Origin of the sequence: Streptomyces sp. NPDC004667 (assembly GCF_040609475.1) — a bacterium.
Lineage (GTDB): Bacteria > Actinomycetota > Actinomycetes > Streptomycetales > Streptomycetaceae > Streptomyces.
In genome coordinates, this window is the sequence record NZ_JBEXKC010000022.1 from 35,439 (window position 1) to 54,263 (window position 18,825).

The window sequence follows — 18,825 nt, forward strand, 5'->3', positions numbered from 1 at the left end:
GGTGTTTGGGGTGCGGCACCGTCCGCCGGAAGCCGGTGGCGGCCGGTCAGGCTGCCGCAGCTGTGGTGAGGTCCTGTTCGGCCTCCACCGTGGCGTTCCAGTCGCGCTTGATCGCGCGCCAGCCCTCGTCCGTCTCGCCCTGGCGCCAGTAGCCCGAGATCGACAGGCGGTCGCGCGTGACCCCGCGGTCCAGGCGGAGGTGGCGGCGGAGCTCCTTCACGAAGCCCGCCTCGCCGTGGACGAAGGCGTGGACGTCCGGGGAGGGGAACTCCAGCGAGGTGACGGCCTCCACGAGGGCCGCGCCCACCGGCCGGTCCCCGCGGTGCAGCCAGACCGGGGCGATCCCGTCCGGCGTGGCGATCTTCTGCTCGTCGGCCGGGCCGTCGATCTCGATGAAGGCGTGCACCCGCGCGCCCGCCGGCATCCGTTCCATGGCGGCGGCGATCGCCGGAAGCGCGCTCTCGTCGCCCGCCAGGAGGTGCCAGCCGGCCAGCGGGTCGGGGGCGTAGGCGCCGCCGGGGCCGAGGAAGTGGACCGTTTCGCCCGGCTGGACGCGGGCCGCCCAGGGGCCGGCCAGGCCCTCGTCGCCGTGGACGACGAAGTCCAGGGTCAGCTCCCGGTGCGTCGGGTCCCACGCGCGGACCGTGTACGCGCGCTGGCGCGGCCAGGCCTCGCGGTGGTGCGTCGCGCGGATCCGGTCCAGGTCCCACGGCTCCGCGTAGCGCACGCCCTCGGGGGCGAACAGCAGCTTCACGTAGTGGTCGGTGTACACGCCCGCGCCGAAGTGGGCCAGCCCGTCACCGCCCAGCACGAGCCGGACCATGTGCGGCGTCAGCCGCTCGGTGCGTACGACGACAGCGGTGCCGACAGTGCGGGCGCGTCCTTCTGCCACGGCGTCTCCCTGGAACTTACGAAGCTTAGGATTACCTAAGTTAGCACCTCATGGGCGCAGTGCGCTGCTCAGACGAGACACGGCTCCTCCCAGACCCCACCGATGGGCGAGTGCCTCAACCAGTTCCGGCTGTGCCGGAAGGTGCGGAAGGGCCGGGTCGAAGGCCGGGAGCGGCACGTCGGAGGCCACCTTGACGACCTTGGGCGCCACCGCCAGATACGGCCGGGATTCCTCCAGCCGCTTGCGCTGGGTGGGGGTCAGCTTCGACTTCGGGTCGCCGACCGCGGCCAGGATCCCCGCGAGGTCCCCGTACGCGTCCAGCAGCTTCGCCGCCGTCTTCTCGCCGATGCCGGGAACGCCCGGCAGGCCGTCGCTCGGGTCGCCGCGCAGCAGTGCGAGGTCCGCGTAGCCGGGGCCGTCCACCCCGTACTTCTCGCGCAGCCAGGCCTCGTCCGTGACCTGGAGGGTGCCGACGCCCTTGAGGGGGTACAGGACGCGCCGCTGCCGGGCGTCGTCCACCAGCTGGTAGAGGTCCCGGTCGCCGGTGACGATGTCCACCGGGCCGGTCGCCCGTGCGGTGAGCGTGCCGATCACGTCGTCCGCCTCGTACCCGGCGACGCCGACCCGGGCGATGCCGAAGGCGTCCAGGGCCGCTTCGATGATCGGCACCTGCGGGGCGAGGGTGTCCGGGGTCTCCTCCACGTCGGGGCCGGTCTCCGTCTCCACCGCGACCCGGTGCGCCTTGTAGGAGGGGATCAGCTCCACCCGCCAGTGGGGCCGCCAGTCGGCGTCCATGCAGGCCACCAGGTCGTCCGGGCGGTGGTCCTGGACCAGGCGTCCGATGAAGTCGAGCAGCCCGCGCACCGCGTTGACGGGGGTGCCGTCGGGGGCCTTCACGGAGTCCGGCACGCCGAAGTAGGCGCGGTAGTAGAGGGAGGCGGTGTCCAGGAGCATCAGGCGTCGTGTCGTCACGGAGACGATGATGCCGCACGGGCGGTGGGGGCCGGTGGGGCCGACGGGGCCGGCGGTTGCGGCGGCGCCGTCACTCCCGTCGTCACTCCAACAGTGCGTCCGGCGCGCGCGGGGGCGGGCTTTCGCGGAGGGTGTTGATCACTGGCAGGACGTTCTGCCCGCCCGGTCCCCCATGCGAGGAGTCTCGGACGCCCATGGTCGCCCTCATCGCCGCCGCCGCATTCGCCGCCGCCGCTTCCGTCGTCGTCGCCGTCCGTGCCGCTCCGGCAGGTGGCCGGCTCATAGGTGCGGTCCTGATCGGGTGACGGGGCCGTCCACGGGCCGCCGCCCGGCCGGGGCGGCCCCGCCCCGCACCCGCGGCTGAGCCCCGGACGCCGTTGCGCCCTCGTCCCGCCGAGGGCCTCCGCTTCCGTGCGGTCGGGTCGCAGACCACGGCCCACCCATCACCGGCCCGAACCGGGACCCCGCCCCGGGCCCGACCCGGCCTCACCCGGCCGACCCGGCTTCCGCGCGGCCCGGCCGCGCCCTGCACCGGAGCTGGGCCCCGCCCCGGGCCCTGCCCGATCCCGCCGACCCGACCCGACCCGGCCTCCCGCCGACCCGGTTCGGCCTCCCGCCGATCCGGCTGGACCCGATCCGGCTGGACCCGACCCGGCTCGGCCTGGCCCAGGCCTGGCCCGGCTGGACCCACCCGACCTGACCCGACCCGACCCGGTTCGGCCTCCCGCCGATCCGGCTGGACCCGACCTGGCCCGACCCGACCTGGCCCGACCCGGACTGGCCCGACCCGGACTGGCCCGGCCTGGCCTGGCCAGCCCGGACTCGGCCTTGCCGTCGGCCCGACCCGACCCGCTCCCACCCCGCTCCCACCCCGCACCCGCCCCGCTCCGGCCCCGCACCCGACCCCACCCGGCCCGGACCGGAGGCGGATCGGTTTCGGGCCGGGCCGGGGCCGGGATCCGTACCCCCTGCCCCGGCCGCGCGGCGCAGAGGCGTTCCGTTCGTTCCCCACCCAGGAGTTCCCATGGATGCCGTCCCCTCCTCCGCCCCCGCCCGCCGGACCGTGATCCTGGCCGGCGCGGGGGCCGCCGCACTCGCGGTGTGTCCCCGCGCCGCCGCGGCCGCGACGGCCGCTCCGGCGTCCCTCGCGGACCGGCCGGCCGAGGCCGCCGAGCTGCCCCTGCGCGCCGACCGCACCACCCAGGGCGACGTCCTGGCCGGCTCCCGCAAGGACCAGGCCTGCCTGCTGCTCCTGCACTTCCGGGACGTGGTCCTGGCCCGCCGCTGGCTCGCCCGGCTGGTCCCCGAGCTCTCCACCACCGAGGAGATGGCCCGCTTCAACGCCCTCTTCAGCGCGGCCCGGGTCAAGGCCGGGGGCACCGACCCGGCCTCCCTGTCGGCCCTGTGGACCGGACTCTCCCTGACCTACCCCGGGCTGCGGCTGTTCGCGGGCCGGGACCCCTTCCCCGCGGTGCCGGCCGGCAGCACCGCCGAGGCGTTCACGCAGGGCGCCGCCCTCCGCGCGGAGGCGCTCGGGGACACCGGCGCCAGCGCCCCCGCGTCCTGGCTGTTCGGCGCCGAGGAACCGCGGCGCGCCGTGCACGCGGTCCTCAGCCTCTCCGCGGACGACCCCGACCGGCTCGCGAGGACCGTCACCCGCCACCGGGAGGCCCTCGCCACCGCCGGGGCCACGATCGTCTTCCGGCAGGACGCCGGCACGCTGCCCGGAGCCCTGCGCGGCCACGAGCACTTCGGGTTCACCGACGGCATCAGCCAGCCCGGCGTCCGCGGCTTCCACGCGCCCGACCCGGAGACCGGGACCACCGTGCAGGGCAAGCCCGGGACGCGGCTGGTGCCGGCCGGGGAGTTCCTCGTAGGACAGGAGAAGGCCGGGCAGCGGCCCGCCGGGCTGCCCGCCTGGGCCACCGGAGGGTCGTTCCAGGTGGTGCGCCGCCTCGCGCAGGACGTCCCCGGCTGGTGGGAGCAGGCCCGGCGGCGGCTGGAGGAACTGAAGAAGGCCGGGGCCGCGCCGGCGGACGCGACCGCGACGTGGGTCGCGGCCCGGCTGGTCGGCCGCTGGCCCGGCGGAACCCCCATCGCGGGCTGCCCGCTCGCCGAGGTGCCGGGTCCGGTGGGCACCGACCCGGACGCCCGCCTGACCTACCACGAGGACGGGCAGGGCTGGCACACCCCGCTGTTCGCCCACATCCGCAAGGGCAACCCGCGCGACGGCCTCGTCCCCGGCCCCGGCCGGCCCCCGCTCGACCCCGGCGTCCTCGACAACCGCCGCATCATCCGGCGCGGCATCCCCTTCGGCCCCGCCTACGACCCCCAGCGCCCCGAGGGCGCGGGCGGCCCCGACACCCCGCGCGGACTGGTGTTCATCGGCTACCAGGCCGACCTGGTCCAGCAGTTCGAGTTCGTCGCCAAGAAATGGATCAACGAGTCGGACTTCCCGGCCGGCCGCAACCCGCGCGTCGGCGGCGACCCGGTGATCGGCCCGGACTCACCCGTCACCTTCGAGACCGAGTCGGACGGCGGCAGCCGGGCCACCACCCTGCGCTTCGGCCGCTACGTGCGCACCCAGGGCGCCCTGTACGCCTTCACACCCTCCCTTCCCACCCTGCTGGCCCTCTCCCGGGGCGCCCTCGACGACTCCGTCGAGGTCCACCCCGGCACCGTCCTGCGGGCCGGCGACGTCCTCGACGCCGGCGCGGTCCGGCTGACCCTCGACGCCGACGGGGACCTCGTCGTCCTCGACCGCTCGGGGGCCCACCGGTGGAGCGCCGGCACGGCGGGCACCGGCCACGACGCCCTCTTCTCCCGCGACGGCGAGCTGACCGTGCGCACCGAGGCGGGCGCCTCCGTCTGGACGAGCGGCACCGCCGGCCACCCCGGAGCCCGGCTGTTGGTCAAGCCGTCAGGTGACGTAGTGATCCTCGACGTCGACCGTGTGCTGTGGCGCGCGCCCGGGGGCCACGTAGGGTGACCGGGGGACCACGGGACACCACCGGGGTGGGGCCCGGTGGGCCCGTGCGGGCGAATCCGGGGGCGGTTGCTGCGTAAGGTGCTTACAGCACACCGATGTGCACCAGGACAGGGGAGGGCAGCCCCGAGATGAACGACAAGGAAGACGGCAACGACAAGGAGAGGGACTCCAAGGAGCCGCTGCGGGTGGGCGTGGCCGTGCGCAAACGGCGCCGCGCGCTCCACCTGACCCTCGCCGCCGTGTCGGCGCGCAGCGGCCTGTCCGTCCCCTTCCTGAGCCAGATAGAGAACGAACGGGCCCGCCCCAGCATGCGGTCGCTGGAGCGGGTGGCCGACGCGCTGGAAACCACCGCGGTCGAGCTGCTGGCCGCCTCCGACACGGCCCGCACGGTGGACCTCGTACGGTGCGGTGACGAGTCCGGGCTGAGCCCGGTGATGGGCGTACGGCCCCTCGTGCGCGGGCACCACCAGCTGCACGCGCTGGAGTTCACCGGGGACCAGGACGCCGGACGCGAGTACCAGCACCGCAACGACGAGCTGATGTACGTGGTTTCGGGCGCCTGCCAGGTGGAGGCCGAGGGACGGGCCTACCGGCTGGAGAGCGGGGACGCGCTGTTCCTCTCCGGCGGGGTGCGCCACCGCTGGCGGGCCACGAGCGAGGACACCAAGCTCCTGGTCGTCGCGGTCGGCGACCACATCCACGCCACCTCCGAGCCCCCCTCGCCGGAGCACTGAGCCGGTGCGCGTCGTCTCGCTCGTGCCCTCGCTGACCGAGGCGGTCGCGGTGACCGCGCCCGGGGCTGCTCGTGGGGGTGACGGACTGGTGCACGCACCCGGCGGACTTCGGGGCCGCGGTGCGGATCGGGGGGACGAAGAACCCCGACGTGCGCAGGATCGCCGGCCTGCGCCCGGACCTGGTGATCGCCAACGAGGAGGAGAACCGGCTCCCGGACCTCGACGCCCTGCGCGCGACCGGGGCGGAGGTGCTGGTGACCGAGGTCCGGGACCTCCCACAGGCCTTCGCGGAGCTGGACCGGGTACTGGTGGGGGCGCTGGGGCTGGAGCGGCCCGAGTGGCTGGACCGGGCGGAGGCGGCCTGGGCGGCGGTGGAGCCGCCCGGGGAGCTGAGGGCCTTCGTGCCCGTCTGGCGCCGGCCCTGGATGGTGCTCGGCCGCAACACCTTCGCGGGCGACCTCCTCGCCCGGCTGGGGGTCCGCAACGCCTACGGGGACCACCCCGAGCGGTACCCGAAAGTGCCGCTCGCCGAGCTGGCGGCGAGCGGCTGCGATCTGGTGGTGCTCCCGGACGAGCCCTACGCCTTCACCGCGGAGGACGGCCGGGAGGCCTTTCCGGGCCTCCCGGCCGCCCTCGTCAGCGGACGCCACCTGACCTGGTACGGGCCCTCGCTGGCCGAGGCTCCGCAGGTGCTGGGCAGGGCGCTCAGCGGGTCGTGGGGAGCAGCCGGCCGGTGAACAGGCCGCGCAGGGTGTGGGCGGCGGTCAGCAGCCAGGCGGCGACCAGGCCGAGGAACAGGGCGGTGGCCAGCCAGGCGAAGGCGTCCAGGCCGGTGTGCCGGGCCAGTCCGGCGGCACCGGTGACACAGGTGCCGACGGGGAAGGTCAGCGCCCACCAGGTCATCGCGAAGCCCATGCCGCCCCGGGCGGCCCGGACCAGCATCGAGGCCGCCAGGGCCAGCCACAGCAGGGCGAAGCCCATCACGGGCACCCCGTAGACCACGGCGAAGGCGGCCAGCGCGTCGGCGTAGGGGGCGTCGATGGCGCCGGGGGCCACGTCCGCGAGCTGGTTCACGGCGGTGGTGGACTGGCCGAGGGGGCCGAGCACCAGGAACAGGGCCGGGGTCAGCGCCAGGGGCAGGGGGCCGCTCACGATCAGCCGGCCGAAGAGCAGGGGGAGCAGCAGCAGCGTGGCCAGCAGGCTGATGCCGAACATGGCGTAGCAGGCCAGCAGCAGCGCCTCGCGGGGCTGACCGGCGGGCAGGTGGGGCACGAGCAGGGGTCCGACGGCGGCGGAGACCATGGGGGAGACCACGGGCAGCAGCCAGACGGGGCTGGCCTGCGAGGCCTCCACCTTGTGCCGGACCACCATCAGGTAGGGCACCAGCACGGCCATGACCAGGCCTATGGCGGTGCCGGCGGTGAAGAGCACGGTGTCCGCGGCGACGGCGGCGCCGGTTCCGACGATGTCCTTCCCGACGGTCAGGGTGCCGGCCCCGACGGCCAGCAGGGCCATCGCCAGACACCCGTAGAAGGGGGCCACGGCGGGGTCGAGCAGGTGGGCGCGGGCCTGGTCGCGGTGGTGGAGCCAGTGTCCGGCGCGAGCGGTCAGCAGGACGGCGAGGGCCACGGCCGACAGCGCCCAGACGACCTGGCAGGCCACGCGCTGGCCCGGGACCTGGTACGGGAGGGCGGCGCCCGCGTTGGCGATGATGGCCGTGCCCATGACGGAGGCGTACCAGTTGGGGCCGAGGTGGCGCAGCGCGGGGACCTTGTGGGTCCGGGGCGCGATGTCGATGACGGTGCGGGGTCGCACGAGGGTGGTGGCCATGGGTCCAGCCTCCCGTCGCCCGGCACCGTACGGCAGGGATCGCCTGCCTATAAGGCCATAAACTGATGTTATGGGTGATGAGGAGACGGTCCCGCTGGCGCACCGCGTGCCGGACCTGGGTGCGATGGAGCTGCTGCTCACGGTCGCGCGGGTCGGCAGCCTGAGCGGGGCCGCGCGCCGGCTGGGGATCACCCAGCCCGCGGCGAGCAGCCGGATCAGGGCGATGGAGGCGCGGCTGGGGGTGGCCCTGGTGGACCGCTCCCCGCGCGGCTCGACCCTGACGGCCGAGGGCGCGCTCGTCACGGACTGGGCCCGGCGGGTCGTGGAGGCGGCCGAGGCCTTCGACGCGGGGGCCCAGGCGCTGCGGGGCCGGCGCGACTCCCGGCTGCGGGTCGCGGCCAGCATGACCATCGCGGAGTACCTGCTGCCGGGCTGGCTGATCGCCCTGCGCGGGGACCGTCCGGACACGGCGGTCTCCCTGCACGCCGGGAACTCCGCGGACGTGGCCCAGCGGGTCCTGGCCCACGAGGCGGACCTCGGCTTCGTGGAGGGCCTGTCGGTACCGGAGGGCCTGGACTCCGCCGTCATCGCGCAGGACCGGCTCGTGGTGGCGGTCGCCCCGACGCACCCGTGGGCCCGGCGGTCCAAGGGGGTCGCGGCGGAGGAACTGGCCGGGACCGCCCTGATCCTGCGCGAGCGGGGCTCGGGGACCCGGCAGGTCCTGGACGCGGCGCTGGCCCGGTCCGGGGGAGTGGCGGCCCCGCTGCTGGAGCTGGCCTCCACCACCGCCGTGAAGGCGGCGGCGGTCAGCGGGGCCGGGCCGTGCGTGCTGTCGGAGCTGGCGCTGGTGGACGAGTTGGCGGCCCGCCGCCTCGTGGAGGTTCCCGTGGCGGGGGCCGCGCTCGCCCGGGCCCTGCGCGCGGTGTGGCCCACCGGGGCCCGCCCGGCGGGCCCGGCCCGCGACCTGCTGTCGCTGACCCGGCGGTAGCGCCGCCGCGCGGAGCCGGGCCCGCACCGCCCGCCTCCGGGGCGACGGGCGCGGTCGTCCTCAGCCGGGCGGGGGAGGGGCGGGACGGGCGCGGTCGGGCCCGGTGCGGGCCCGGAGGGCCTTCGTGAGCAGTCCGCCCGCGACGATCAGGGCCACGCCCAGCCACCACATGCCGCCGTCGAACACCAGCACCGCGATGCCGATCGGCACCAGGAGGCCCGCCAGGGGCAGCAGCAGCGAGGCCCCGCCCTGCGTGGCCTCGCCGCGGGCGCGGGCGCGGACGACCCCCGGGTACCAGGCGGTGAACCGCAGGGCCGCGACGATCGCGAGGATCTGGATGATCCACCCCGTCCAGATGTTGTTGGGGTTGTGCAGCACCAGGTCCCCGTAGGCGCCCGCGAGGGCCGCCACCAGGAAGGCCAGCCCCCACACCCCGGTGATCACGTAGTTGGTCCGCAGGAAGGCGGGCGAGTGCCAGAGCGACGGGTCGACCTGCTCCCGCGCGTACTGCAGGGTGAACGGCATCCCCACGGCCATCGAGCCGAAGGCGATCACCGTCAGGGTGAGGTTCGCGACCTCGCCCGCGTACGTCTCCAGCCAGCGCAGCGTGCCCGCGCTCGCCAGGGCGCCGACGACCGCCATGGCCGCGAAGAACACCACGTCGGCCACTTCGAGGAGCTTCCACGAGCTGCCCCGGTGGACGACCCGCCCCAGCACGACCAGCGTCACGGCCGAGGCCAGGGCGATCCCGACCGCGATCTCGAACCGTCCCGGGCCGACGAGCAGCGAGAAGATGATCCACGGCGCCATCCCGACGACCGGGCTCTCCAGGATCCCGGACACCGGGCCGGAGGCCGTGCCGTGCGCCTCGGTCCGCATGGTTCCAGCGTGCCCGCCCGGCCCGGCCCCGGCCATTCGGCGGGGAGGGCGGCGCGTCACCGGCGGCGGACGCGGAAGGGCCCCGGCGCCGGGGAGAAGGCGCCGGGGCCCGACCACGGGAGGGGCCTCAGGAGACCGGCACCGCCTGACGGGCGACCGGGACCGCCCGGCGGGCGGCGGCCGCCTCGATCAGGTCCGCCATCACCCGGGTGTCCTTGTCCCGCTCCGGGTGCCACTGGACGCCGACGACCCACTTCGAGCGGTCGGGGTCCTCGATGGCCTCCACCGTGCCGTCCTCGGCGTACGCCGAGACGACCAGGCCGCGCCCGAGCCGCTCCACGGCCTGGTGGTGGTAGGTCGGCACGTCCGCCACCTCCGGGACCAGCTCCGCGTACCGGGTGCCCGCGACCGGCCGGACCGGGTGCCAGGAGGTGACGCCCGGGGTGTCGACGTGGCCGTCGATGTGCTGGACGAGCGTCCCGCCCAGCGCCACGTTGAGGGCCTGCATGCCCCGGCAGATGCCCAGCAGCGGCAGGTCCGCGTCGAGGGCCGCCCCGATGAGCGCCAGCTCCCACTCGTCGCGCACGGTCGCGGGGGCGCCCGTACGGGGGTCGCGCGCGGCCCCGTAGCGGACGGGGTCCACGTCCGGGCCGCCGGAGATGATCAGGCCGTCGAGCCGGCCCAGCACCTCCGCCGCCCGCTCCGGTTCGTCCGGTGGCAGCAGGACGGCCGCGCCGCCCGCCGCCTGGACGAGCTCGTAGTACCCGGACGGGACGAGGGACGTGGGCAGGTCCCACACGCCGTAGCGGGTGGACGCCTCCACGTAGGTGCTGATGCCGATGAGCGGCCTGGGCACGGTGATACCTCCAGGGTGGTGCTGGACAGCGGTGCGGGGATCAGGATTTCAGTCGCGGGTCAACTCCGCCTCGGCTTCGGCCAGCGCGGCGAACTCCTCCTCCGGAGCGGAGGCGACGAGGTGGTGGCGGCTGTAGAAGGCGAAGTACGCGAGGGCGACGGCGTACACGCCGAGCGCGATGAACGCGGCGTCCTTGTCGACCAGGAAGGTGGCGACCAGCGCCGACAGGGCGAGGACGAAGGCGACGGACGAGGTCAGCACCCCGCCGGGGGTGCGGTAGGGCCGCTCCAGGCCGGGCTCGCGGCGGCGCAGCACGATGTGGGAGAGGGCCATCAGGGCGTAGGAGATGGTCGCGCCGAAGACGGCGATGTTCAGCATCCGCGCGCCGTTGCCGGTGGCCGCCGCCAGGGCGAAGCCGATCGCGCCCGGAATGACCAGGCCGAGGTACGGGGCCTTGCGCTTCGAGGTGAGGGAGAGGAAGCGCGGCAGGTAGCCGGCCCGGGAGAGGGCGAACAACTGGCGGGAGCCGGCGTAGATGAGGGAGAAGAAGGAGGCGACCAGCCCCGCGAGTCCGGCGTAGTTGACGAAGCGGCTGAGGGCGGTGGGCCCGCCGTCGCCCTCCAGCGCCACGACGAGGGGGTTCCCGGCGGCCTTGACCGCGTCGGCGCCCTGGGCGCCGGTGGCGGCGAAGAAGGTGATCAGGGCGAGCAGGGCGAGGATGCCCATGGAGATGGCCAGGGCCTTCGGCATGGACCGGACCGGGTCCTTGGCCTCCTCGGCGGCCAGCGGGACGCCCTCGACACCGAGGAAGAACCACATGCCGAAGGGGAACGCGGCCCAGATGCCGAGGACGCCGAAGGGCAGCCAGGAGCCGGAGCCGAAGGCCTGCGGGTCCGCCGGGATGTTGTCCAGCGCGCCCGCGTCGAAGTCCGAGAGCGCCCCGAACGCGAAGATCAGCAGCGCGGCCACCGCTATGGCGGTGACGACGAGGCTGAAGCGCAGGGCCTCGCCGACGCCCCACAGGTGCACGCCGATGAAGATCACGAAGCAGCCGAGGTAGACGGGCCAGCTGGAGGTGAGCCCGAACAGGCCCAGGGATTCGACGTAGTCGCCGATGAAGATGACGATCGCGGCCGGCGCCAGGATGTACTCGATGAGGATGGCCGTGCCCGTCAGGAAACCGCCCCAGGGGCCCAGCGCGCGGCGGGCGAAGCCGTAGCCGCCGCCCGCCGTGGGCAGGATGGTCGACAGCTCGGCGAGGGAGAAGACCAGGCAGGCGTACATGGCGCCCATGAGCACGGTGGCGATGGCCAGGCCGCCGAAGCCGCCCTTGGCCAGGCCCACGTTCCAGCCGGAGTAGTCCCCGGAGACCACGTAGGCGACGCCGAGGCCGGTCAGCAGCAGCCAGCCGGCGCTGCCGCGGCGCAGGGTGCGGCGCTGGAGGTACTCGGCGTCCGCGTCCCCGGGGGAGGGCGGTGCGGATACGGGTGCGGTGTCGTCGGCCATGTGCGCTCCTGCCTAGGGCAATGCAATGGTTGTGAGGCGTACCTTTGCGTCCTGGGTGTGGCGGGCGCAAGACCCGTGCGTTAAACAGGGGTTACGAAAACCTCTCCCGCCCCACCGATCGGGCCCGATCGCGCCCCTTCAGGCCAGGAAGCCGCGCAGCAGGGCCGCCGTCCCGCAGCAGTGCTCGCGCATCACCGCCCGCGCCCCCTCGGCGTCCCGCTCCAGCACCGCCTCCACCAGGGCCGTGTGCTGCTGCTGCGAGTGTTCGAGGTTGCGCACCAGCAGCGGGATGCAGTCGAGCAGGTCGTTCACGGTGGCCCGGACGGCCGCGTACTGGGCCGTCAGGGAGGCGGAGCCGGCGAGTTCGCTCAGGGTGAGGTGGAAGAGGGTGTCCTGGCGGCGGTAGTCGGGCAGGGGTGCGTCATGGGTGGCGGTGAGCGCGCGCAGCAGCCGTTCGGTGCCCTCCTCGTTCAGACCGTGCGTGGCGCACAGTCCGGCCGCGCCCACCTCCAGTACCTCGCGGAAGCGCAGGACGTCCTCGATGTCGACCCCCGCGACCCGGCGCCGCAGCTCCTCCTCGGCCCCGCCGGCCGGGGTGTCGGGCCGGGACAGCACGAACGTCCCCCCGTACCGGCCGCGCCGGGCCTCCACCAGGCCCTGGTCCTGGAGCACCTTGAGCACCTCGCGCAGGGTCACCCGGCTGATCCCCATGCGCTCCGCCAGCTCCCGTTCGGGCGGCAGCCGTTCCCCGCCCGGCACCAGACCCAGCCGGACCACCTGGAGGATCTGCTCCAGGGCCTCCTCGAAACCGTTGCCCGCCCGCACCTGTCGCAGTACGGGATTCAGCCGCGCGATCGCGCCACCCTCACCCGCCGTGTCGGTCATCTCGGCTCCTCCCCTTCCCAAGCAATGGTTCTATTCAATACCTTAGGCCCCCTCGGCTCACCGAAGGAGAGATTCCAGTGGTAGACCGCAAGCCCCCGCTCGCCCCCGAGGAGCTCCGCGCCCTCGTAGCGAGCGGTGAGATCGACACCGTCGTCCTGGCCTTCCCCGACATGCAGGGACGCCTCCAGGGCAAGCGGTTCGCCGCACAGTTCTTCCTCGACGAGGTCCTCGCCCACGGCACCGAGGGCTGCAACTACCTCCTCGCCGTCGACACCGACATGAACACCGTCGACGGCTACGAGATGTCCTCCTGGGACCGCGGCTACGGCGACTTCGCCATGCACCCCGACCTCGCCACGCTGCGCCGCATCCCCTGGAACCCCGGCAGCGCCTTCGTCCTCGCCGACCTCGCCTGGAACGACGCCTCGCCCGTCGTCGCCGCCCCCCGCCAGATCCTGCGCCGCCAACTGGAACGCCTCGCCGAACACGGCTACACGGCGATGGTCGGCACCGAGCTGGAGTTCATGGTCTTCCAGGACACCTACGAGGCGGCCTGGAACTCCAACTACCGCGGCCTGACCCCGGCCAACCAGTACAACATCGACTACTCCGTCCTCGGCACCGGCCGCGTCGAACCCCTGCTGCGCCGCATCCGCAACGAGATGCAGGCCGCCGGACTGGTCGTGGAGTCCGCCAAGGGCGAGTGCAACCTCGGGCAGCACGAGATCGCCTTCCGCTACGACGAGGCGCTCACCACCTGCGACCAGCACGCCGTCTACAAGACCGGCGCCAAGGAGATCGCCGCCCAGGAGGGCGTCTCGCTCACCTTCATGGCCAAGTACGACGAGCGCGAAGGCAACTCCTGTCACATCCACCTCTCACTCGGTGACGCCGACGGCAACAACGCCATGGCCGGTGACGGCCCGGACGGCATGTCGCCCGTGATGCGCCACTTCCTGGCCGGCCAGCTCGCCGCCCTGCGCGACTTCTCCCTTCTCTACGCCCCCAACATCAACTCGTACAAGCGTTTCCGCCCCGGATCCTTCGCCCCGACCGCCGTCGCCTGGGGCTTCGACAACCGCACCTGCGCCCTGCGCGTCGTCGGCCACGGTCGCTCCACCCGCTTCGAGAACCGCCTCCCCGGCGGCGACGTCAACCCCTACCTCGCCGTCGCCGGCCTGGTCGCGGCCGGCCTCTACGGCATCGAGAACCGCCTGGAACTCCCCGACGCCTGCGCCGGCAACGCCTACACCGCCGACTACGCCCACGTCCCGGCCACCCTGCGCGAGGCCGCGGAACTCTGGGAGAACAGCGAGATCGCCAAGGCGGCCTTCGGCCCCGAAGTCGTCGCCCACTACCGCAACATGGCCCGCGTCGAACTCGACGCCTACGACTCCGCCGTCACCGACTGGGAACTGCGCCGCTCCTTCGAACGCCTGTAGAACCCACGCCCACCCACCGCACCGCACCGCACCGCACACCAGAGAGGCACCACGTTGTCCGACGTGTTGGAAGTCCTGAACCCGGCCACCGAGGAACTCGTCGCCACCGTCCCGGCCGCCACACGGGACGACGTCGACGCGGCCGTCGGGCGGGCCGCAACGGCCCAGCGGGGATGGGCGGCACTCGCCCCCGCCGACCGGGCCAAACTTCTGCGCCGCTTCGCCGCGGCCGTCGACGGACACCTGGAGGAACTGGCACGGCTGGAGGTCCGCGAGGCCGGCCACACCATCGGCAACGCCCGCTGGGAAGCGGGCAACGTACGCGACCTGCTGGAATTCGCCGCAGGGGGAGTGGAGCGCCTCTCCGGCCGGCAGATCCCCGTCGCGGGCGGCATCGACGTCACCTTCCTCGAACCCCTCGGCGTCATCGGCGTGATCGCCCCCTGGAACTTCCCCATGCCGATCGCCGCCTGGGGCCTGGCCCCCGCCCTCGCCGCGGGCAACGCCGTCATCCTCAAGCCCGCCGAGACCACCCCGCTCACCGCCCTGCGCCTCGCCGAACTCGCCCTCGAAGCCGGGATCCCCGAACACCTCTTCCAGGTGCTCCCCGGCCACGGAGCGGTCGCCGGGGACGCCCTGGTCGAGCACCCCGGAGTCGCGAAGATCGTCTTCACCGGCTCCACCCGCGTCGGCAAGCAGATCATGTCCAAGTGCGCCGACCGGGTGAAGCGGGTCACCCTCGAACTCGGCGGCAAGAGCCCCAACATCGTCTTCGCCGACGCCGACATCGAGGCGGCCGCGGCCGCGGCCCCCATGGCCTACCTCGACAACACCGGTCAGGACTGCTGCGCCCGCACCCGGATCCTGGTCCAGCGCGGTGCCTACGACCGCTTCCTCGAACTCGTCGCCCCCGTCATCGAGTCCATCGCCGTCGGCGACCCGCTGGACGAGAAGACCCAGATGGGCCCGCTCATCTCCCGCACCCAGCTGGAGCGGGTGCGCGGATACGTCACCGACGACCTCACCACCCTGCGGGGCAAGGCCCCCGAAGGCCCCGGCTTCTGGTACCCGCCCACCCTCGTGACCGGCGCCGCCCCCACCGCGCCCGTCGCCGTCGAGGAGGTCTTCGGGCCGGTCGCCGTCGTCCTGCCCTTCGAGGACGAGGAGGACGCCGTACGCCTGGCCAACGCGACCGAGTACGGCCTCTCCGGCTCCCTCTGGACCCGCGACCTCGGCCGCGCCCTGCGCGTCTCCCGCGCGGTCCAGGCGGGCAACCTCTCCGTCAACTCCCACTCCAGCGTCCGCTACTGGACCCCCTTCGGCGGCTACAAGCAGTCCGGGCTCGGCCGCGAGCTCGGACCGGACGCCCTCACCGCTTTCACCGAGACCAAGAACGTCTTCATCAGCACGGAGGCCTGACCAGCATGTCGAACGAAGAGATCATCTGCCGCCGCCTCGTCGGCCGCACCGCCGTCATCACCGGAGCCGGCAGCGGCATCGGCCTCGCCACCGCCCGCCGCCTGGCCTCCGAAGGGGCCAACGTCGTCTGCGCCGACATCGACCCCGCCGCCGGCAAGGCCGCCGCCGAGGAGGTCGGCGGCACCTTCGTCCAGGTGGACGTCACCGACCAGGAGCAGGTCGAAGCCCTCTTCAAGACCGCCTTCGACACCTACGGCTCCGTGGACATCGCCTTCAACAACGCGGGCATCTCGCCCCCGGACGACGACTCCATCCTCACCACCGGGCTCGACGCCTGGCGCCGCGTCCAGGACGTCAACCTCACCTCCGTCTACCTGTGCTGCAAGGCCGCCCTGCCCTACATGCAGCGCCAGGGCCGCGGCTCCATCATCAACACCGCCTCCTTCGTGGCCATCATGGGCGCGGCCACCTCCCAGATCTCCTACACCGCCTCCAAGGGCGGAGTCCTGGCCATGTCCCGCGAACTCGGCGTCCAGTTCGCCCGCGAGGGCATCCGCGTCAACGCCCTGTGCCCGGGACCGGTCAACACCCCCCTGCTCCAGGAACTGTTCGCCAAGGACCCCGAGCGGGCCGCCCGCCGCCTCGTGCACATCCCCCTCGGCCGGTTCGCAGAGCCCACCGAGATCGCCGCCGCCGTGGCCTTCCTCGCCAGCGACGACTCCTCCTTCATCAACGCCACCGACTTCCTCGTCGACGGCGGCATCTCCGGCGCGTACGTGACTCCTCTCTAAACGTTCACCTCCGCACCACCCCCACGACAGCCGGGCGTCGCACGACGCCCGGCTGTCGTGCTCTACCGTCCCCGACGATCTTCATCGGAATCAGGAGCGACCATCCCAGTGACCCGACTCAGCCCCACCCGGCGGCTCCAGGCCGCGGCCGTCGCCGCCGCCGCGACAGCCGCCGCCACCCTCGTCGCCGCCGCCCCCGCCGCCCAGGCCGCCCACCCCGGCGCGCACTGCACCACCCCCAGGCTCGCGGCCGGCTGGTACGGCGACAACCAGGCCCGCCTCCAGCAGCTCATCGACCAGTACGGCAGCTGCAACCCGTACCGCCCGAGCCGCGAGAAGCCCGTCGCCGTCTTCGACTGGGACAACACCGTCGTCAAGAACGACGTCGGCGACGCCACCATGTTCTGGCTGCTGCGCAACGGCAAGATCCGCCAGCCCGCCGGCGGCGACTGGACCACCACCAGCCGCTACCTCACCCCGGCCGCCGCACAGGCCCTGGCCGCCGCCTGCGGCCCCCTCGCCCGCCCCGGCGCCCCGCTGCCCACCGGCACCCCCGCCGGCGCGCCCTGCGCCGACGAACTGAACGCCGTCTACGGCACCGCCGCCACCCGCGCCGGCGCCGCCGCCTTCGCCGGCTGGGACCACCGTACGATCGAACCCGCCTACGCCTGGCTGCCGCAGCTCACGCAGGGCTGGACCGCGAGCGAGGTCCGGGGCTTCGCCGCCGCCGCCCGCACCGAGAACCTCGCCGCACCCGTCGGCACCAAGCAGCAGGTCGGCACCACCACCGCCACCGGCTGGGTCCGCTACTACGACCAGCAGCAGGACCTCATCAAGGGCCTCCAGAAGGCCGGCTTCGACGTGTGGATCAGCTCCGCCTCCCCGCAGCCCGTCGTCGAGGTCTGGGCCCAGGGCGTCGGCGTCAAGGCCGACCACGTCATCGGCATCCGCAACACCACCCGCAACGGCAAGCTGACCGCCCACCTCCAGGGCTGCGGCTCCGTCAAGGACGGCGCCGACACGATGATCACCTACATCGACGGCAAGCGCTGCTGGATCAACAAGGAGGTCTTCGGCGTACGCGGCCCGGCCGCCGAGAAGGTCCAGCCCGCCTCCCGCCGCCAGGTCTTCGCCGCCGGCGACTCCGACACCGACATCTCCTTCCTGCGCGACGCGACGGCCCTGCGCCTGGTCGTCAACCGCAACAAGAACGAGCTGATGTGCCGCGCGTACGACAACAGCGACGGCAAGTGGATCGTGAACCCGATGTTCATCGAGCCCAAGAAGCAGAAGACCAGCCCCTACCCCTGCTCCACCACCGGCTACACCGACCACGACGGCACGGCCGGACCCGTCCGCCGGGGCGACACGAGTGTCATCCCCGACCAGACGGACACCGTCTTCCAGAACTGAGTCAGAGGAACGTGCGGCCCTCGCCCCGGTACGTCGGGGCGGTGGCCGTCACCCGGTCGCCCTCGACCAGGTGCAACGTCTCGAAGCGCTCGCACAGTTCACCGGCCTTCGCGTGCCGGAACCACACCCGGTCGCCGATCAGCAGATCGTCGGCCGCGCTCCCCAGCAGCGGCGTCTGCACCTCGCCCGCCCCCTCCTGGGGGTCGTAGCGCAGCCCCGCGGGCAGGTACGGCACCGGCAGCCGGTCGGCGCCCGCCGCGCCCGAAGCCGGATAGCCCCCGCCCAGCACGGTCACCACACCCACCCCGGGCCTGCGCACCACCGGCAGGGCGAAAAGCGCCGCCGGCCGCCCGCGGAAGGAGGTGTAGTTGTCGAACAGCCGCGGCACGTACAGCCCCGACCCGGCGGCGATCTCCGTCACCGCGTCCTCGGCCGCCGTCTCGGCCACGCTGCCGGTGCCGCCGCCGTTGACGAACTCCAGGTCCGGCACCACCGCCCGCACCGCCCGTACCGCCTCGGCCCGGCGCTCGGCCAGCTCCCGGCGGGCCGTCGCCTGCATCAGCCGGATCACCCGCGAGCGCAGCGGCCGGCCGGCCAGGGCGTCCCCGACCCCGGCGATGTGGCCCTCGTAGCCCATCAGCCCCACCACCCGGAACCCGGGCCGCTCCTGCACCGCCCGCGCCAGCGCGGCCAGCTCGGCGGGCTCCCGCAGCGGCGAGCGCCGCGCGCCCACCCGTACCCGGCCCCCGAACAGGTGCAGGGCCGTGTCCAGCTCCAGGCAGACCCGGATCTCCTCCGCGCCCCCGCCCCGCGCCCCCTGGATCAGGTCCAGCTGCGCGGGATCGTCCACCATCACCGTGACGGCCGCCGCCAGCTTCGCGTCGTGCGCCAGCTCCCCGAATCCCGCCCGGTCCGCCGACGGATAGGCGAGCAGCACGTCCTCGAACCCGGACCGGGCCAGCCACAGCGACTCGGCGAGCGTGTACGACATGATCCCGGCGAACCCGGGCCGCTCCAGCACCCGTTCGAGCAGTGCCCGGCACCGCACCGACTTGCTGGCCACCCGCACCGGCTTGCCGCCCGCCCGCCGCACGAGGTCGTCGGCGTTGGCGTCGAAGGCGTCGAGGTCCACGATGGCCAGGGGCGCGTCGAGATGCGCGGTCGCCCGGTCGTACCGAGCCCGGTCGGAAGTCATGGGCGGCAGCTTGCCAGAACGGTGTACCGGTGGG

Annotated in this window: 15 protein-coding genes and 1 pseudogene; 8 read left to right on the top strand and 8 right to left on the bottom strand. The window is 73.9% G+C overall.

The window, feature by feature from the left end; genetic code table 11:
• Positions 1–46: 46 nt before the first annotated feature.
• Together ABZW32_RS15250 and ABZW32_RS15255 are read right to left on the bottom strand one after the other, a co-directional pair.
• Positions 47–892: a siderophore-interacting protein gene (locus tag ABZW32_RS15250; RefSeq protein WP_356215628.1), complete on the bottom strand. Its 846-nt coding sequence runs from the start codon at positions 890–892 to the stop codon at positions 47–49.
• Positions 893–940: 48 nt separating this feature from the next.
• Positions 941–1,846, bottom strand: a complete 906-nt coding sequence (locus tag ABZW32_RS15255) for a 5'-3' exonuclease (protein WP_356215728.1) — start codon at positions 1,844–1,846, stop codon at positions 941–943.
• A 1,042-nt stretch (positions 1,847–2,888) separates the two neighbouring features.
• On the opposite strand from ABZW32_RS15255, the gene ABZW32_RS15260 reads away from it, so the two are divergent.
• The 3 genes and pseudogenes from ABZW32_RS15260 to ABZW32_RS15270 all read left to right on the top strand — a co-directional run bounded on the left by ABZW32_RS15260 (position 2,889) and on the right by ABZW32_RS15270 (position 6,324).
• Positions 2,889–4,853 carry a peroxidase gene (locus tag ABZW32_RS15260; protein WP_356215630.1) on the top strand — a complete coding sequence of 655 codons (1,965 nt, stop codon included), beginning with the start codon at positions 2,889–2,891 and terminating at the stop codon, positions 4,851–4,853.
• A 128-nt stretch (positions 4,854–4,981) separates the two neighbouring features.
• Positions 4,982–5,587, top strand: a complete 606-nt coding sequence (locus ABZW32_RS15265; RefSeq protein WP_356215731.1) for an XRE family transcriptional regulator — start codon at positions 4,982–4,984, stop codon at positions 5,585–5,587.
• A gap of 4 nt (positions 5,588–5,591) precedes the next feature.
• Positions 5,592–6,324 (top strand): annotated as a pseudogene (locus ABZW32_RS15270) (helical backbone metal receptor).
• Here the strand turns inward: ABZW32_RS15270 and ABZW32_RS15275 are convergent.
• Positions 6,293–7,417 carry a TDT family transporter gene (locus ABZW32_RS15275; protein ID WP_356215632.1) on the bottom strand — a complete coding sequence of 375 codons (1,125 nt, stop codon included), beginning with the start codon at positions 7,415–7,417 and terminating at the stop codon, positions 6,293–6,295. The pseudogene ABZW32_RS15270 and the gene ABZW32_RS15275 sit on opposite strands and share 32 nt — an antisense overlap.
• A 70-nt stretch (positions 7,418–7,487) precedes the next feature.
• On the opposite strand from ABZW32_RS15275, the gene ABZW32_RS15280 reads away from it, so the two are divergent.
• Positions 7,488–8,405 (top strand): LysR family transcriptional regulator, encoded by a 918-nt coding sequence (locus ABZW32_RS15280; protein WP_356215634.1) that lies wholly within the window; start codon positions 7,488–7,490, stop codon positions 8,403–8,405.
• A 60-nt stretch (positions 8,406–8,465) separates the two neighbouring features.
• On the opposite strand, the gene ABZW32_RS15285 is transcribed toward ABZW32_RS15280, so the two are convergent.
• The 4 genes from ABZW32_RS15285 to ABZW32_RS15300 form a co-directional block, all read right to left on the bottom strand.
• A complete protein-coding gene (locus ABZW32_RS15285) occupies positions 8,466–9,284 on the bottom strand; it encodes a hypothetical protein (protein ID WP_356215636.1) in 819 nt (272 codons plus the stop codon).
• A gap of 127 nt (positions 9,285–9,411) precedes the next feature.
• Complete coding sequence (locus ABZW32_RS15290) at positions 9,412–10,140, bottom strand: gamma-glutamyl-gamma-aminobutyrate hydrolase family protein (RefSeq protein ID WP_356215638.1); 729 nt, start codon at positions 10,138–10,140, stop codon at positions 9,412–9,414.
• Between the two features lie 48 nt (positions 10,141–10,188).
• Positions 10,189–11,646, bottom strand: a complete 1,458-nt coding sequence (gene eat / locus ABZW32_RS15295; protein ID WP_356215640.1) for an ethanolamine permease — start codon at positions 11,644–11,646, stop codon at positions 10,189–10,191.
• A 138-nt stretch (positions 11,647–11,784) separates the two neighbouring features.
• Positions 11,785–12,531, bottom strand: a complete 747-nt coding sequence (locus ABZW32_RS15300; RefSeq protein WP_356215642.1) for an FCD domain-containing protein — start codon at positions 12,529–12,531, stop codon at positions 11,785–11,787.
• A 77-nt stretch (positions 12,532–12,608) separates the two neighbouring features.
• Here ABZW32_RS15300 and ABZW32_RS15305 point away from each other — a divergent pair, with 77 nt between their 5' ends.
• From ABZW32_RS15305 to ABZW32_RS15320, 4 genes are all read left to right on the top strand, one after another.
• The gene (locus ABZW32_RS15305) at positions 12,609–13,973 is read left to right on the top strand and encodes a glutamine synthetase family protein (protein ID WP_356215644.1); all 1,365 of its coding nucleotides are present in this window, start codon (positions 12,609–12,611) and stop codon (positions 13,971–13,973) included.
• 54 nt (positions 13,974–14,027) lie between these two features.
• The gene (locus tag ABZW32_RS15310; RefSeq protein ID WP_356215646.1) at positions 14,028–15,392 is read left to right on the top strand and encodes an aldehyde dehydrogenase family protein; all 1,365 of its coding nucleotides are present in this window, start codon (positions 14,028–14,030) and stop codon (positions 15,390–15,392) included.
• A gap of 5 nt (positions 15,393–15,397) precedes the next feature.
• Positions 15,398–16,183: a 3-oxoacyl-ACP reductase gene (locus tag ABZW32_RS15315; RefSeq protein ID WP_030233697.1), complete on the top strand. Its 786-nt coding sequence runs from the start codon at positions 15,398–15,400 to the stop codon at positions 16,181–16,183.
• 108 nt (positions 16,184–16,291) lie between these two features.
• On the top strand, positions 16,292–17,596 hold the full coding sequence (locus ABZW32_RS15320; RefSeq protein WP_356215648.1) for a haloacid dehalogenase-like hydrolase: 1,305 nt from the start codon (positions 16,292–16,294) through the stop codon (positions 17,594–17,596).
• 1 nt (position 17,597) lies between these two features.
• Here the strand turns inward: ABZW32_RS15320 and ABZW32_RS15325 are convergent, their stop codons facing one another.
• Positions 17,598–18,791 carry an amino acid deaminase/aldolase gene (locus ABZW32_RS15325; protein WP_356215650.1) on the bottom strand — a complete coding sequence of 398 codons (1,194 nt, stop codon included), beginning with the start codon at positions 18,789–18,791 and terminating at the stop codon, positions 17,598–17,600.
• Between the last annotated feature and the right edge of the window lie 34 nt (positions 18,792–18,825).

Bases quoted from the DNA above. Each gene is read 5' to 3' on its own strand.
- ABZW32_RS15300 (WP_356215642.1), bottom strand. From the start codon at position 12,531: ATGACCGACACGGCGGGTGAGGGTGGCGCGATCGCGCGGCTGAATCCC.
- ABZW32_RS15325 (WP_356215650.1), bottom strand. From the start codon at position 18,791: ATGACTTCCGACCGGGCTCGGTACGACCGGGCGACCGCGCATCTCGAC.
- eat (WP_356215640.1), bottom strand. From the start codon at position 11,646: ATGGCCGACGACACCGCACCCGTATCCGCACCGCCCTCCCCCGGGGAC.
- ABZW32_RS15275 (WP_356215632.1), bottom strand. From the start codon at position 7,417: ATGGCCACCACCCTCGTGCGACCCCGCACCGTCATCGACATCGCGCCC.
- ABZW32_RS15280 (WP_356215634.1), top strand. From the start codon at position 7,488: ATGGGTGATGAGGAGACGGTCCCGCTGGCGCACCGCGTGCCGGACCTG.
- ABZW32_RS15260 (WP_356215630.1), top strand. From the start codon at position 2,889: ATGGATGCCGTCCCCTCCTCCGCCCCCGCCCGCCGGACCGTGATCCTG.
- ABZW32_RS15285 (WP_356215636.1), bottom strand. From the start codon at position 9,284: ATGCGGACCGAGGCGCACGGCACGGCCTCCGGCCCGGTGTCCGGGATC.
- ABZW32_RS15315 (WP_030233697.1), top strand. From the start codon at position 15,398: ATGTCGAACGAAGAGATCATCTGCCGCCGCCTCGTCGGCCGCACCGCC.
- ABZW32_RS15265 (WP_356215731.1), top strand. From the start codon at position 4,982: ATGAACGACAAGGAAGACGGCAACGACAAGGAGAGGGACTCCAAGGAG.
- ABZW32_RS15255 (WP_356215728.1), bottom strand. From the start codon at position 1,846: ATGCTCCTGGACACCGCCTCCCTCTACTACCGCGCCTACTTCGGCGTG.